The organism is Sphingopyxis sp. EG6 (assembly GCF_003609815.1).
GTDB lineage: Bacteria > Pseudomonadota > Alphaproteobacteria > Sphingomonadales > Sphingomonadaceae > Sphingopyxis.
Genome location: NZ_AP017603.1, coordinates 2,875,503 through 2,888,174 on the forward strand (window position 1 = coordinate 2,875,503; position 12,672 = coordinate 2,888,174).

General features: G+C 66.1%; 15 protein-coding genes and 1 pseudogene. 3 read left to right on the forward strand and 13 right to left on the reverse strand.

Annotated features, from left to right (window positions below):
- Position 1 precedes the first annotated feature (1 nt).
- On the forward strand, positions 2–868 hold the full coding sequence (locus tag SPYCW_RS13920) for a hypothetical protein (RefSeq protein ID WP_232014722.1): 867 nt from the start codon (positions 2–4) through the stop codon (positions 866–868).
- A gap of 185 nt (positions 869–1,053) precedes the next feature.
- Here SPYCW_RS13920 and SPYCW_RS13925 read toward each other — a convergent pair whose 3' ends face one another.
- The 10 genes from SPYCW_RS13925 to SPYCW_RS13975 all read right to left on the reverse strand — a co-directional run bounded on the left by SPYCW_RS13925 (position 1,054) and on the right by SPYCW_RS13975 (position 7,899).
- The gene (locus SPYCW_RS13925) at positions 1,054–1,659 is read right to left on the reverse strand and encodes a hypothetical protein (RefSeq protein ID WP_120217279.1); all 606 of its coding nucleotides are present in this window, start codon (positions 1,657–1,659) and stop codon (positions 1,054–1,056) included.
- Between the two features lie 3 nt (positions 1,660–1,662).
- Positions 1,663–2,283: a DUF2238 domain-containing protein gene (locus tag SPYCW_RS13930; RefSeq protein WP_120217280.1), complete on the reverse strand. Its 621-nt coding sequence runs from the start codon at positions 2,281–2,283 to the stop codon at positions 1,663–1,665.
- A 109-nt stretch (positions 2,284–2,392) separates the two neighbouring features.
- Positions 2,393–3,172, reverse strand: a complete 780-nt coding sequence (locus tag SPYCW_RS13940; RefSeq protein WP_120217281.1) for a dimethylarginine dimethylaminohydrolase family protein — start codon at positions 3,170–3,172, stop codon at positions 2,393–2,395.
- A gap of 182 nt (positions 3,173–3,354) precedes the next feature.
- Positions 3,355–4,380, reverse strand: coding sequence for an aspartate-semialdehyde dehydrogenase (locus SPYCW_RS13945; protein ID WP_120217282.1), 1,026 nt, complete (start codon positions 4,378–4,380; stop codon positions 3,355–3,357).
- A gap of 37 nt (positions 4,381–4,417) precedes the next feature.
- Positions 4,418–5,035 (reverse strand): DUF1287 domain-containing protein, encoded by a 618-nt coding sequence (locus tag SPYCW_RS13950; RefSeq protein WP_120218320.1) that lies wholly within the window; start codon positions 5,033–5,035, stop codon positions 4,418–4,420.
- A 98-nt stretch (positions 5,036–5,133) separates the two neighbouring features.
- On the reverse strand, positions 5,134–5,511 hold the full coding sequence (gene rplS, locus SPYCW_RS13955; protein WP_120217283.1) for a 50S ribosomal protein L19: 378 nt from the start codon (positions 5,509–5,511) through the stop codon (positions 5,134–5,136).
- A 5-nt stretch (positions 5,512–5,516) separates the two neighbouring features.
- Positions 5,517–6,254 carry a tRNA (guanosine(37)-N1)-methyltransferase TrmD gene (gene trmD / locus SPYCW_RS13960; RefSeq protein WP_120217284.1) on the reverse strand — a complete coding sequence of 246 codons (738 nt, stop codon included), beginning with the start codon at positions 6,252–6,254 and terminating at the stop codon, positions 5,517–5,519.
- Entirely contained in the window at positions 6,251–6,631 is a 381-nt protein-coding gene (locus SPYCW_RS13965) for a type II toxin-antitoxin system VapC family toxin (protein ID WP_120217285.1), read from the reverse strand. Before SPYCW_RS13965 ends, trmD begins: the two co-directional genes overlap by 4 nt.
- On the reverse strand, positions 6,628–6,915 hold the full coding sequence (locus SPYCW_RS13970) for an AbrB/MazE/SpoVT family DNA-binding domain-containing protein (RefSeq protein ID WP_172595506.1): 288 nt from the start codon (positions 6,913–6,915) through the stop codon (positions 6,628–6,630). Before SPYCW_RS13970 ends, SPYCW_RS13965 begins: the two co-directional genes overlap by 4 nt.
- 57 nt (positions 6,916–6,972) lie before the next feature.
- Complete coding sequence (locus SPYCW_RS13975; RefSeq protein WP_232014723.1) at positions 6,973–7,899, reverse strand: LysR substrate-binding domain-containing protein; 927 nt, start codon at positions 7,897–7,899, stop codon at positions 6,973–6,975.
- Positions 7,900–7,996: 97 nt separating this feature from the next.
- Here SPYCW_RS13975 and SPYCW_RS13980 point away from each other — a divergent pair, with 97 nt between their 5' ends.
- Together SPYCW_RS13980 and SPYCW_RS13985 are read left to right on the forward strand one after the other, a co-directional pair.
- The gene (locus SPYCW_RS13980; protein WP_120217287.1) at positions 7,997–8,176 is read left to right on the forward strand and encodes a hypothetical protein; all 180 of its coding nucleotides are present in this window, start codon (positions 7,997–7,999) and stop codon (positions 8,174–8,176) included.
- 222 nt (positions 8,177–8,398) lie between these two features.
- Positions 8,399–9,643: a GGDEF domain-containing protein gene (locus SPYCW_RS13985; protein ID WP_120217288.1), complete on the forward strand. Its 1,245-nt coding sequence runs from the start codon at positions 8,399–8,401 to the stop codon at positions 9,641–9,643.
- 9 nt (positions 9,644–9,652) lie between these two features.
- Here the strand turns inward: SPYCW_RS13985 and SPYCW_RS13990 are convergent, their stop codons facing one another.
- The 3 genes and pseudogenes from SPYCW_RS13990 to rpsP all read right to left on the reverse strand — a co-directional run.
- The gene (locus tag SPYCW_RS13990; protein WP_120217289.1) at positions 9,653–11,161 is read right to left on the reverse strand and encodes a serine hydrolase domain-containing protein; all 1,509 of its coding nucleotides are present in this window, start codon (positions 11,159–11,161) and stop codon (positions 9,653–9,655) included.
- 323 nt (positions 11,162–11,484) lie between these two features.
- The gene (rimM, locus tag SPYCW_RS13995; protein ID WP_120217290.1) at positions 11,485–11,979 is read right to left on the reverse strand and encodes a ribosome maturation factor RimM; all 495 of its coding nucleotides are present in this window, start codon (positions 11,977–11,979) and stop codon (positions 11,485–11,487) included.
- 198 nt (positions 11,980–12,177) lie between these two features.
- Positions 12,178–12,633: pseudogene (gene rpsP / locus SPYCW_RS14000) on the reverse strand (30S ribosomal protein S16); the annotation flags it as partial.
- Between the last annotated feature and the right edge of the window lie 39 nt (positions 12,634–12,672).

The window sequence follows — 12,672 nt, forward strand, 5'->3', positions numbered from 1 at the left end:
GGTGGAACCGTCGCCCCCGCCCTTGTCAAACCTTCACCCTCCCCCTATCCCGCGACCGTGCCTTCGCGCACCCGCTGCCGGGTGCCGTCACCAAAGATCGCTTCCGCTGCCCCCTGCTCCCGCCACCCCCTATGTCGCACAGCTCAGCATCGGCGCGGGGCGGCGGACGCTGGCGATCGGCCTCGCCGTCCTGATCCCGGCGCTGCTGCTGTTGATGCTACTGGCCTTTGGCGTCGAAAAGCCGCCGGCGGTCAAAGAGGAGTGGGTCAGCGTCGTGAGCATCGCCGCGCCGCAGGCCTCCGAAGAGGCCGCTGAAGCGAGCCCGCGCGCAAGCGCGCGCGCCGAGACACCGCCGCTGCCCGAGCCGCCGACGCCCGACGCGCCGGTGCCGCCGCAAGCCGCCGAGCCGATCGCCGCCCCGGCGCCGCCCGCGCCGCCCCAGCCCGTGCCGCCGCCGCCGACCGTCCCGCGCATCGGGGTGCGCCCGCCGGGCGGCCAGGTTTACGGGCCGCCCAACGTCGGCGGATCGTCGTCATCATATCGCGACACCGAACGCGTCGGGACGGCACCCAATGGCGAGCCGCTTTATGCCGCCGCCTGGTACCGCGAGCCGAGCGACGGCGAATTGCGCGGCTATCTGTCCACCGCCGACGGCCCCGGCTGGGGCCTGATCGCGTGCCGCACCGCGCCCGATTTCCGCGTCGAGGGCTGCGTCGGGCTGGACGAATATCCGACCGGATCACGAATCATGCGCGCGGTGCTGGCCGCGGCGTGGCAATTCCGCGTGCGCCCGCCGCGGCTGGGCGGCAAGCCGATGGTGGGGGCGTGGGTGCGGATCCGGATCGATTATGGGGTGCGGCGGCGGTAAGCTGGTGGGAGTGGCTCAGCCGATCCTCCCAGCGGCGAAGCCGTGGGGAGGGGGACCGTCGCCGCAGGCGATGGTGGAGGGGCAGCGACGTCGCGCTAGTGCCCCTCCGTCAGCGCTTCGCGCTGCCATCTCCCCATGGCTTCGCCACAGGGAGGATCAAAGCCAGCTTCCGATCGCGTCGCCCATCACCGGAAGAAACAATTCACCCCTGCAAACAGCGCGTCGATCTTTGCCGCATCACCCGGCGCGGCGAACATGCCGCCGATGGCGTTGTCGCCGGTGCCGATGCTGAATTCCTCGCCCAGCGTGCTGTCCTCGACATCGATGATCGACACGGACTCGCCCGCCTTGGCGCGGGTCGTGCCGATCGCGATGCCGCTGGCCGTTGAATAGGCCGCCGCGCCGGGTTCGTTGCCAAGGAACCAGCCGACGAATTTGTCGTCCTGGAAATTGAGCGTCATCGCGTCGTAGCGGGTGAATTGCATCGGACCGGCGCCGCATTCGTCGTTGGTGCTGCGGTCGTCGGCCTGCCCCGCGACGTTGGCGAGCGCGGTTTCGGCCTGCGCGCGGGGGACGCCGAAGGCGAGCAGGCTGGCCTTGCCGCTGCTCTTGTCGATGAAGCGCAGCCCCTCGCCGTCGAGGCTGACCGCGGTGGTCGCGGCGGCGGGGCCGTCGGCTTTGGCCTCGGGCACCGGGGGCGCGGCCGTTTCGGGGGCGGCAGGCGCCTTGTCCGCCGCGGGTTTGCATGCCGCGAGCAGCGCCACCATCGCGAGGGTCGTGAACTTGCGCATCGCCTATCTCCTGCCTCTGACCGCCATCACCAATATCGCGCCGAGCGCCGCCAGCGCCATATCCTTTTGCGCGTCCCAGATGTCGCCTTGCTGGCCATTATAGCGGTCGGCGGTTTCGCCCGCCGCGACAATGGTGAGCAGCCATTCGAAGATTTCATAAAGGCAGGAGGTGGCCAAGACCCAAGCAAGCACGGTTAACGCCGCGCCGCGCGGTCCCAGCCCGCCCCAGCGGCGGGCGATTTCGGCGACGGGAATGACCGACAGCGCGCCAAAGGCGAAATGGACGAGGCGGTCATAATGGTTGCGCGTCCAGCCGAAGGCGTCGGAGAGGCCGGTACCGGTCAGCGCGCGCGCCCAGTCGTCATAAGGGACATTGCTATACGCATAACGCCCGCCGAGGGTGTGGAGTGCGAAGAAGGCGACAATGCAGGCGAGCGCGGGAGTCGAAAGCGGCCAGCGGCGGAGCAATGGGGGCGCCGCGACGATCAGCAGCATCGTCGGGATATGCTGGAGCAGCGCGATTTCGGGATAGGGCTGGTCGATCTGCGCGGCGAGGAGGAGCACGGTGAGGAGGCCGAGCAGGGCTTTCTGCGCGCGCCCAAGGGCGGCGAAGGCTGGGATCATGCGCGCGCCCCTCTCCGTTCGTCCCGAGCGAAGTCGAGGGACGTAAAGCCGGGCGCAGACGTGTCTCGACTTCGCTCGACATGAACGGGAATTGGGTTTGAAACCGCGCTCACCAGCGCAGCGACATGCAGCTGAGCCCCGCGTCGATGCGCGCAATCTGGGCTGTCGGGAGCGGGCGGATCGCGAGGCCGCGCGCCGCGAGCAGCGCGTGGGTCGCGGGCCAGCGGTCGCCGACGAGGATCGTGTCGTTGATGCGCAGCAGGTTGGCGGCTTCTTCTTCGCCGGGCGGGGTGGTGACAACCTCCAGCCCGGCGAACTGCGGACAGCGCGCGAGTGCGGGTACCGCGAGGATCGTGCCCGCGTCGATCAGGCCGCAGCCGGTCTTGAAGTGGAGGACGCCGGGCGGGGTTTCGGCGATCTCCGCGCGATAACCGAGCTGGCTGAGCAGGCCGGCAAGCTCCTCGGCCCCGGCGCGGTCGGTGCGTGCCGAGAGGCCGATGATCACCCGGTCGGCGAGGCGCAATATGTCACCGCCGTCGGCGTATCCGGGGCCGGTCATTTCGAGGAGGCGCGGATGGAGCGCGGCGAGCGCGGCGCGGATATGCTGGGCCTCGCCCGCGCGGCTCGGCGCGCCGGGGCGGAGGAGGATCGCGCCTTCGGGAAAGGTCAGCGCGACATCTTCGGTGAACAGCGCGTCGGGGAAGGCGTCGAGCGGGTCGAGGACGTCAACGATCAGGCCGAGATCGCGCAGCGCCCTGACATAGGCTTCATGCTCGGCGAGGAGGCCGGTGAAATCGGGGTCGGGACCGCCGTCCGTGCGGATGCCATGGATGGCCGATGGCGCGGGGGCGCGGCAGAGCGCGTGGGTGAAGGCGTAGGGAGCGGTCATGGCAGCGGCATAGCTTGAATGCTCCGGCAACGCCAAGCGATCCTCCCTGTGCCGCAGGCATGGGGAGGTGGCAGCCTCGAAGCGGCTGACGGAGGGGCTTTGGCGCTGTCGTCGCGGCCCCTCCACCACCGCTACGCGGCGGTCCCCCTCCCCATCGCTTCGCGACAGGGAGGATTTCAGATTCAACCCTTCTTCAGGTGTCGCCGCCCGAGCAGTTCGGCGATCTGCACCGCGTTCAGCGCCGCGCCCTTGCGGAGGTTATCGCTGACGCACCAGAGGTTGAGGCCGTTTTCGACCGTCGGGTCTTCGCGCACGCGGCTGACGAAGGTCGCGAAATCGCCGACGCATTCGACGGGGGTGATATAACCGCCGTCCTCGCGCTTATCGTGGAGCACCACGCCGGGGGCTTCGCGCAGGATGCGCTGCGCGTCCTCGGCCGACAGTTCGTCCTCCATCTCGATATTGATCGCTTCCGAATGGCCGACAAAGACGGGGACGCGGACGCAGGTCGCCGTCACCTTGATCTTGGGATCGAGGATCTTCTTGGTCTCGACGACCATCTTCCACTCTTCCTTGGTCGAGCCGTCGTCGAGGAATTTGTCGATGTGCGGGATGACGTTGAAGGCGATCTGCTTGGTGAACTTGCTGACATCCTTTTCGTCGCCGACGAAGATCTGGCGCGTCTGGTTCCACAGCTCGTCCATGCCCGCCTTGCCAGCGCCCGACACCGACTGGTAGGTCGAAACGACGACGCGCGTGATCGTCGCGGCGTCGTGCAGCGGCTTGAGCGCGACGACCATCTGCGCGGTCGAGCAATTGGGGTTCGCGATGATATTGCGCTTGGTATAGCCGTCGATCGCGTCGGGGTTCACCTCGGGCACGATCAGCGGCACGTCGGGGTCCATGCGATAGAGCGACGAGTTGTCGATCACGACGCAGCCCGCCGCCGCGGCCTTGGGCGCGTGGATCGCGGTGGCGTCGCTGCCGATCGCGAAAATCGCCATGTCCCAGCCCGACCAGTCGAAATTCTCGATATTCTGGCATTTGACGGTCTTGCCGGTATCGCCGATCTCGATCTCGTCGCCCTGGCTGCGCGACGATGCGACCGCCGCCAGTTCGTCGTAGGGAAATTCGCGCTCGGCGAGAATGGCGAGCACTTCGCGCCCGACATTGCCCGTCGCGCCGGCGACAACGATACGATAACCCATTTACTCACTCCTCAGTGCAAATTTGATTGAAACTCGGTCAGACTTTCCAGCGAAAATGGCCGGTTAGCGGGTGGTCGAAGAGCGCGTCTTCCTCGCGCGCGCCGCGGCCGATATTGTGGATCACAAGCGGGCGCCCCGCTGCCGTAGTTCGGTCGGAGACGATGCCGGTGTGCGGAAAGCGTCCGCCGGTCATCGAGGTGAAGATGTCGCCGGGCCGCCAGTCGGCGGGGTCGGTCGAAACGGGCAGCCGCGCACGCTGGCGCGTCCAATAGGCCGCAAGATTGGGGACGCGGCGATGGTCGATGTTACGGTCGGGACGGCGGAGCCCCCAGTTGCGGGGATAGGCCGCAAAATCGCGCTTCATGTCGGCGTTGACGAGCGCCTGCAGGTCGATGCCGAGCGCGTCGCGATAGGCGCGGATGATGACGTCGGTACACACACCCTTCGCCCGGTCGACGTCTCCGCCGGGGAAGGGCAGCACGCTGTAGGCGGGGTCATAGGAAAGCGTCACCCCCACCTGCCGCCGCGCCGCGGCTACGAGCCGTTCGGCGTTTGGCGCCGCGAATGCGCCGCGCCCCAGCCCGAACGCCCCAAAGCACAGCCCCGCGCCGAGAACGGCGCGCCTGCCAAGTTGCTGGGAGAGGGACGCGTGCATCAATTTCGCTTTGCCCAAAAGAAAACGACCGGCTCTGCCTGTTGGCGGAACCGGTCGTTTTTGAAAGCTGTTTCGGCTTTGTAGAGGAGAAGCTCTCCTTAGCCTTCGCCGGCTTCCGACCGGTAATCGCGGCGCTCCGCAATACGTGCCGATTTACCAGTGCGCCCACGCAGATAGTAAAGCTTCGCACGACGGACAGCGCCCTTGCGGACGACGGTAATCGAATCGATGTTGGGCGAGTACAGCGGGAACACGCGCTCGACACCTTCGCCGAACGACATTTTGCGCACGGTGAAGTTGGAGCCCATGCCCTTGTTCGAGCGGGCGATGCACACGCCTTCGAAATTCTGGACGCGGGTACGTTCGCCTTCGACCACCTTCACGCCGACCTTCAGCGTGTCGCCGGGGCGGAATTCGGGGACCGTCTTGCCAGCCTTGGCAATTTCTTCGGCTTCGATCGTCTGGATGAGGTTCATGTCCTCTAGTCCTTTTCTTTTCGCCGCGCGCCAGAGGCAGGTCGGGCCCGAGCGCCCTCATGGCGCTCCCAAAGGTCCGGCCTGCGTAACCGTGTAATCTCCTCCGCCTGTTGTTTCCGCCAGGCGGCGATCTTCGCATGATCCCCCGATCGCAGCACTTCGGGGATCGTGCGCCCTTCCCATGTCACAGGTCGGGTATAGTGCGGATATTCGAGCAAACCGTTCTCGAACGATTCGTCGTCTCCGCTTGAAGCCGCGCCCATTACGCCGGGAAGCAGCCGAATGCAAGCGTCGAGGAGCAGGAGCGCGCCCATCTCGCCGCCCGACAATATGATGTCGCCCATCGACACTTCTTCGATCGGGCGCGCGTCGAAGATGCGCTCGTCGAATCCCTCGAACCGGCCGCAGAGGATGATCGCCCCCGGCCCCGCCGCCAGTTCGCGCACGCGCGCCTGCGTGATCGGGGTGCCGCGCGGGGTCATGGCGAGGATCGGCAGGCCCGGATACGCAGCGACCGCATGGTCAAGCGCCGCCCCCAGCACATCGGCCTTCAGCACCATCCCCGCCCCGCCGCCTGCGGGGGTGTCGTCGACGGTGCGATGCCTGTCGGTCGCAAAATCGCGGATCTGCACCGGCGCACACGCCCATGTCCCGCTTTCGAGCGCGCGCCCCGCCATGCTGTGGCCAAGCGGGCCGGGGAACATGTCGGGGTAGAGGGTGAGCGGGACGGCGGTGAAGGTCATGGCAGCGTCCAATTCTCGACCCTCAAGCCCCGCACGTCCGCAAAGTCGGATTCGTTGTTGGTGATGACTGTTGCGCCGATGCTGAGCGCGTGGGCAGCAAGCAAGCGGTCGAAGCGCGCGCGTTTGAAAGGCAATCGCGCATATTCGCGCGCCGCCGCTTCGTCGAATGATAAAAGCGGGATGGCTGCCACGAAGGCATCGAGTATTTCGGGCGGCGGCGGCTTGCCGACATAAGTGCCATAAGCAACCTCGGCATAGCTGACGGTCGACATCGCAATCTCGCCGGGTGCGTGATCGGCGATCCGGGCCGTCAGCACCTCATGCCCGTCATCCATAGCATAAACTGCCGAGTTGGCGTCGATCAGATAACGGATCACGCCTTCTTAGCCGCCTCGGCAAGTTCCGCCGCCTGACGTGCAGCAATTGTGCTCGGGCGTTCCTCGAAATCTTCCCGTGGAGCTAGCTTTAGGCCTGGCGCCTTCCCAGCAAAGCCGCTGATGTCGATCTTCGCTTTTGGCCTGTCGGCAGGCTCGAAACGGAACTCGCCGCGCTCCTCGCGGACGATCATCTCGGTGCCCTCCTCCAACCCCAGCGCCTTGGGCAGGCGCAACGCGAGTGAGTTGCCCGATTTAAAAACTTTGGCGCGATATTCTTTGGTCATGGCAGGCTCCGTATATACATCATGTATATACATTGCACCATTGGCTGTCGAGGCGATTCAGCCGAGCGGTTCCCACAATTCATCCGGCAGCCGGTGGCGATCCTTCTCCAACTCAGCGTACAGCCATTCGCGGAAGCGCTCGATCTTGCGCACCCCGACGCGGTTTTCGCGGTGGACGAGATAGTGGGAGGTGCCGGGTTGGTAGAGCGTGTCGAACGGCTGGACCAGTCGCCCTGCGTCCAGTTCGGCGCGCCATAGCAGCGGCGTCATCAACGCGATGCCGTAACCGCTCTGCACTGCGCTGGCCTCCTGCAACTGGCTGTCGAGTTCGATCCCGCTGCGCCGCGGCGGCGGCACGGTGGCGACCCCGGCGGCGGCGAACCAGCCCGCCCACCAGGGATCGTTGGGCGCCAGCCGATCGACGTTGAGCAGGTCGGCGGGCGCCGCGATATGGTTGGCGTCGAGAAAGGCCTGCGCGCAAATCGGGGTGACGTGGCTGCGGTACAGAAAATCGGCGCGCAGCCCCGACCATCCGCCGCGGCCCACCCTGATGGCGACATCGACATTGGTGGCGTTGAAGTCGACCAGATCATTGTTCATCAACATGCGCACCGCAAGGTCGGGATAGGCGAGCTGGAACCCACCAATCCGCGCGCTGAGCCAGGTGCCGCCAAAGGTAGTCATCGCGCTGATCGTCAGCACATCGGCCTCGTCATTGCCCAATGCGGCGAACGCATCGCCCATCGCGCCAAAGGCGCCCGAGATCGCCGGGAGCAGCCGCTGGCCCGTCTCGGACAGCCGCACGCGCCCCTTTTCGCGCACGAACAGCGCGCGGCCCAGCCGGTCCTCCAATTGGCGCACCTGATAGCTGACCGCCGCCTGCGTCAGCCCCAATTCCTCGGCCGCGCGCGAGAAATTTTGCAGCCTTCCGGCGGCTTCGAAGGTCCGGATCGCGGCAAGAGGCGGCAGCTTGGGCATCGCCATTATATAAGCCATACTTATGATATGACGCAAAGCTTTTGTTGGCGGCGAGCGTCGCAAAGGCGCATCTGCTGACCATCGGATCAGCAGGAGATGAACGATGAAAGACGAACTTTGGATGCGGACGTGGAACGAGGGCCATCCGCATTTCAGCAATGATTTGCACCGCGGATTGGTGTGGCTGCTCGCGTCGTTCCGCCGCATCGGTGGCCGGGTTGCGCGGCCTGCCCCCATGTCGGGCGCACAGCCTTTGCCGGTGACCCAGCGCGATGCCGGATGACCTTCAGGCACAAGGCTGGTTAATGATCACAACGGACATGCGATAGCCGCAAGCTGGCCGAAGGGAGTCCCCGCCCGAAGGTTCCCCCCTCTCTTACCTGACAGGTGCCCTTCGTCCAGCTTGCGGCTATGATTTGCAAAAGGCCGCCGATTGCCAACGCTCCGTTAACCAAAAATCAGCCGCTCAGCGCCTAGCCTTCCCTGTTGGACAAATGGGGGTCGCATGGCGCGAGGCGCGCGAATATTGACGTTGGGCGCGGGGCTGTTGGCCGCCGCAGCACCGGCGCGCGCGCAATCTTCATTCGCGGCGGCAACCAGCATGACGTGGGACGGAGTACTGACCGGCATCTTTCTGGGCCTGCTGCTGTTTTCGCTGGCCTATAATGCGGTCTTTTACCGGCTGCTGCGCGAACGCTTTCTGATCTGGCAGAGCGTCCGCGCGCTGTCCTATTTTGCGCTCGTCATCGCCCTGTCGCCGCTGGCCATGGGGCCATGGCTGGCCCCCGACAGTTTTGCGCGGCAGGTGTGGATCACGATATTCTTTGACCTGAGCCTGGTCGTATCGGGCGTGTTTCTGCGGTCTTATCTCGAACCGGGGATGATCGGTCCGCGGCTGCATCGCTGGCTCGGCTGGCCGCCCATCCTGATCTTGCTCACCACCCCGGCGACGGTCATGCCCGACGCGACCACCTATATGATACTGCGCAGTGCGGTGCTGGTCGCGATGCTGGCGCTATGTGCATCGGCGGTGGTGATCGCACTAACGCGCGGCAGCCGCACCGCACGCTATCAGGCGGCGGCGTGGAGCGGCATCGGCGGGGTGTATGGGGTCAGCCTGTTCCACGACCTGGTCCTTGGCCAGCCGTTCGACAATTTCCTGTTCCTGCTGTTCCCTGCGCTCGGGCTGGAAGTGATGCTCACCGCGCTCGGCATTCTCGACCGCCTCGTCCGGCTGCGCCGCGAGCGGCAGGAGGCGCGCGCGCAGGCCGAGGCGATGCGGATCATCGCGCACACCGACCCGCTGACCGGCCTCGCCAATCGGCGGGCGATCGAGGAAAGTTTCAACGACGAGCCGCCGGTCGCGATCGCGCTGGTCGATCTCGACCATTTCAAGGCGATCAACGATCATCATGGCCACGACGTCGGCGACCGGGTGATCTTTGCCGCCGGGGTCGCCTTGGGATCGGGAACGGCAATGGCGGCGCGCGTCGGCGGCGAGGAATTTGCGCTGCTGTTCCGCGGCGCGCCCGCCGCCGTCGCGATCGAGGCCGAGCGGCTGCGCCAGCGGATCGGCGCCTATGTCGCGCAGATGGTGCCGCTGCTCGAACGCCCTGTGACCGCGAGCATGGGGCTGGTCCATATCGGCCGCGACACCAGCTTTGGCGCCGCGATGAAGTCCGCCGATATCAATCTGTACGCCGCCAAGGAAAGCGGGCGCAACCGGGTGGTGTTTATCGAGGCCGCGTGACGTTCGGCGTCAGGGCGTCACAACACGAAAGCGCAGCGCCTGCACCGTAGCCGGGGTCGTCGGCGCCAACAAAAGCGCCCCGTCGAGCTGGCCCTTGCTGCAATTGAGGCGGAAGGTCGCCGACATCGCACCGGTCGGGTTCAACGGCTCGGCGGTCGGGCAGTCGCCGACCGCGGCCTTCAGCCGCGCGAATTCGGCGGCCCAGTTCGCCGCCGAGCGGTCGAGCAGGAAATTCATTGCCAGCTTGCCGTCCAGCGGGGCCAGATTGCCCGCGACATAAGCGGCGCGCGCCGCGGCATAGGCATCCGCCACGGCGGGGGAGATCGGCACCGCGCGTCCGGTGAGCAATCCCGCCTTGTCCATCGCAACCGCGCTGTCCCACGCCGGAGCCGACGGCCCGGCATAGGTGCGGTTCGACAGCGCGAATACCCCGACGCCATGATCGGGCATCAGCATCACATGGCTGCCATAGCCCGGATAGCCGCCGCCATGCGCGAGCGTGAGCCCCAGATCGCAATCCTGCGCGACGCGCCAGCCCATCGCATAGGCGGCGGCCTGTTTACACGCCATCGCACCGCTGGCGCCGATGCGGTTCGCCACCGTTACGAAGTTCAGCCCCTGCGCCATTTCGCGCACCGTCGCGCGCTTGACCGGGCCGGTGTCGGCGTCGTCGCGCGCGGGCCATGCGGCGAGCAGGAAGGCGACCCATTTGGCATAGTCGTTGGCGCTGACCTGCATCCCGCCCATGGCGTTGAAGGCGCCATCGACCATCTCGGGTTCGGGCGACCAGGCGTCATTTTCCCAGCGATAGCCGCGCGCATAGACCGCCTTGGGTGTCTTGGTGACGTCGAAACCGCTGCTCGTCATGCCGAGCGGGGTCAGGATCGTCCGCTGGATATAATCGGTGTACGCCATGCCCGACGCATTGGCGATGACGCGGCCGAGCAATGCATAGCCGTAGTTCGAATATTCATGGGCGGACTGCGGGACGCGGCTGAACGGCACCCCGGCGGCGATCATCCTGGTAAAATCCGCCTGCGGCAAGATCTGTTGGCGGTCGCCCCATGGATCGTCGGTGACCAGCCCGCCGACATGGTGGAGCAGGTCGCGGATGCGGATGCGCGGGCTGTCCTTGGTGGGATAGACCCAGCCCTTCATTTCGGGAACATGGTCCTCGGCGAGGTCGTCGAGGCGCAGCTTGTCATCGTCGCGGAGCTTCAGAATCGCGAGCGCGGTGAAAGCCTTGGTCATCGATGCGATGCGGAAGCGGCTGTCGGCGGTGACGGCGCTCTTGTCGACGAGGTTCTGGACCCCGGTGCCCTTCACATAGGCGAGCTTGCCGTCGCGCACGACGCCATAGACCATGCCGGGAATATGCGCGTCGGCCTGATATTTGGCGAAAAGCGCGTCGATTTCGGGGGTGATCTGTTCGAGGGTTTGGGGTTTGGCGTCCTGCGCCAGCGCGGGAGCGGCGACTCCAAGCATGAGAGCGAAAACGAAACCCGATTTCCAGCGCATAGTCCCTCCACAGCAATCGCCGTCAGGCTAACAGCGCCGGGAGCCGCCGACAATCAGCGATGCGCGTTGTCGTCTGGAAACGAGCGATTGCGGACATAGCGGTCCTCCCCCACCGGGGGAGGGGGACCACCCGAAGGGTGGTGGAGGGGCACAGGCGGTTTACGCAGCGCTGGGCTGGAAAAACCAAGCTTTCTGAGAACTTAGCAGCGGCGCACGACTTTGGCGGCAAGGCAAACCGATGGTGCCTCTCCACCAACTTCGCTGGTCCCCCTCCCCGTTCCGGGGAGGATCGTCAACGCCCGCTCCCCAACCCAAAGCCGTCGTTACTCGACGAATACCGCGTCGATCGTCACGCCGTCGTCGTTCCACGCCGGGACCGCCCGAGCATTCATCGGCACCATGAAGCGCTTGCCGCCGGGCTTCTCGATTTCGAGGATGTCACCCGCGCCGAAATTTTCGACGGCGACGACCTGGCCGATCGCGGCGCCATCGGTCGATACGCAGGCGAGGCCGATGAGGTCGTGGTGATAATATTCGCCCTCGCCGAGCGGCGGCAGCGCCGAGCGCGGGACGGTGAGGACGGTACCGCGAAGCGCTTCGGCGGCGCTCCGGTCACCCACCTCGGCAAAGGTCGCGACCGCGCCCTGATTGGCGGGGCGCACCGATTTGAGGGTCAGCGTGCGATCGCCCGCGTTGAAAACGGAAAAGGCACGGAGAGACTCCGCGCCTTCGCCGAACAGTTTCAGCCGCACCTCGCCCCGCACCCCGTGCGCGCCGGCGATGGCGGCAAGGGTGACGGGGCGATTCGCGTCGGCCAAGGTTTAGCCTTCGGCCTTTTCTTCGCCAGCTTCAGCAGCCGGAGCTTCTTCGGCTTCGGCAGCGACCGGGCCGCCTTCGGCGACTTCTTCGGCGATCGCGGTCGCGTCGTCGGCGGTCGCGTCGGCGGGGACGTCGTCGGCAACGGCTTCGGCCACCGCTTCGGCGGTTTCTTCGCTCTTCACCGAACCGGTCGCATCCGATTCTGCGGCCTCGGGGGCAGCAGCTTCTTCGGCGGCCACTTCCGGAGCGGCTTCTTCAACAGCTTCGGGTTCGGGCGCCGGGGCGGCCGCTGCCGCGGCAGCGGCTTCGGCGGCATCAGCGATCTTCTGGGCCTTTTCTTCGGCGCGTTCCTTGGCCTTTTCGCCCGGGACACCCTTGTTCGGGTTGTTGCGCGCGGCGCGTTCCTTGACGCCCGCGGCGTCGAGGAAGCGGGCGACGCGATCGCTCGGCTGGGCGCCGACGCTCAGCCAATGCTTCGCGCGGTCCGCGTCGAGCTTGACGCGCTCGGGATTATCCTTGGCGAGCAGCGGGTTGTAGCTACCGATACGCTCGATGAAGCGGCCATCGCGCGGGCTACGCGAGTCAGCAACGACGATCTTGTAATAGGGACGCTTTTTCGAACCGCCGCGTGCGAGGCGAATGGAGGTTGCCATGATATTTTCCTTTTTCTTGTAACTGAAATTCGGGTTTAA

Bases quoted from the DNA above. Each gene is read 5' to 3' on its own strand.
- rplS (WP_120217283.1), bottom strand. From the start codon at position 5,511: ATGAACCTCATCCAGACGATCGAAGCCGAAGAAATTGCCAAGGCTGGC.
- SPYCW_RS13985 (WP_120217288.1), top strand. From the start codon at position 8,399: ATGGCGCGAGGCGCGCGAATATTGACGTTGGGCGCGGGGCTGTTGGCC.
- SPYCW_RS13940 (WP_120217281.1), bottom strand. From the start codon at position 3,172: ATGACCGCTCCCTACGCCTTCACCCACGCGCTCTGCCGCGCCCCCGCG.
- SPYCW_RS13945 (WP_120217282.1), bottom strand. From the start codon at position 4,380: ATGGGTTATCGTATCGTTGTCGCCGGCGCGACGGGCAATGTCGGGCGC.
- SPYCW_RS13950 (WP_120218320.1), bottom strand. From the start codon at position 5,035: ATGCACGCGTCCCTCTCCCAGCAACTTGGCAGGCGCGCCGTTCTCGGC.
- SPYCW_RS13930 (WP_120217280.1), bottom strand. From the start codon at position 2,283: ATGATCCCAGCCTTCGCCGCCCTTGGGCGCGCGCAGAAAGCCCTGCTC.
- SPYCW_RS13990 (WP_120217289.1), bottom strand. From the start codon at position 11,161: ATGCGCTGGAAATCGGGTTTCGTTTTCGCTCTCATGCTTGGAGTCGCC.
- SPYCW_RS13925 (WP_120217279.1), bottom strand. From the start codon at position 1,659: ATGCGCAAGTTCACGACCCTCGCGATGGTGGCGCTGCTCGCGGCATGC.
- SPYCW_RS13970 (WP_172595506.1), bottom strand. From the start codon at position 6,915: ATGACCAAAGAATATCGCGCCAAAGTTTTTAAATCGGGCAACTCACTC.
- SPYCW_RS13980 (WP_120217287.1), top strand. From the start codon at position 7,997: ATGAAAGACGAACTTTGGATGCGGACGTGGAACGAGGGCCATCCGCAT.
- SPYCW_RS13975 (WP_232014723.1), bottom strand. From the start codon at position 7,899: ATGGCGATGCCCAAGCTGCCGCCTCTTGCCGCGATCCGGACCTTCGAA.
- trmD (WP_120217284.1), bottom strand. From the start codon at position 6,254: ATGACCTTCACCGCCGTCCCGCTCACCCTCTACCCCGACATGTTCCCC.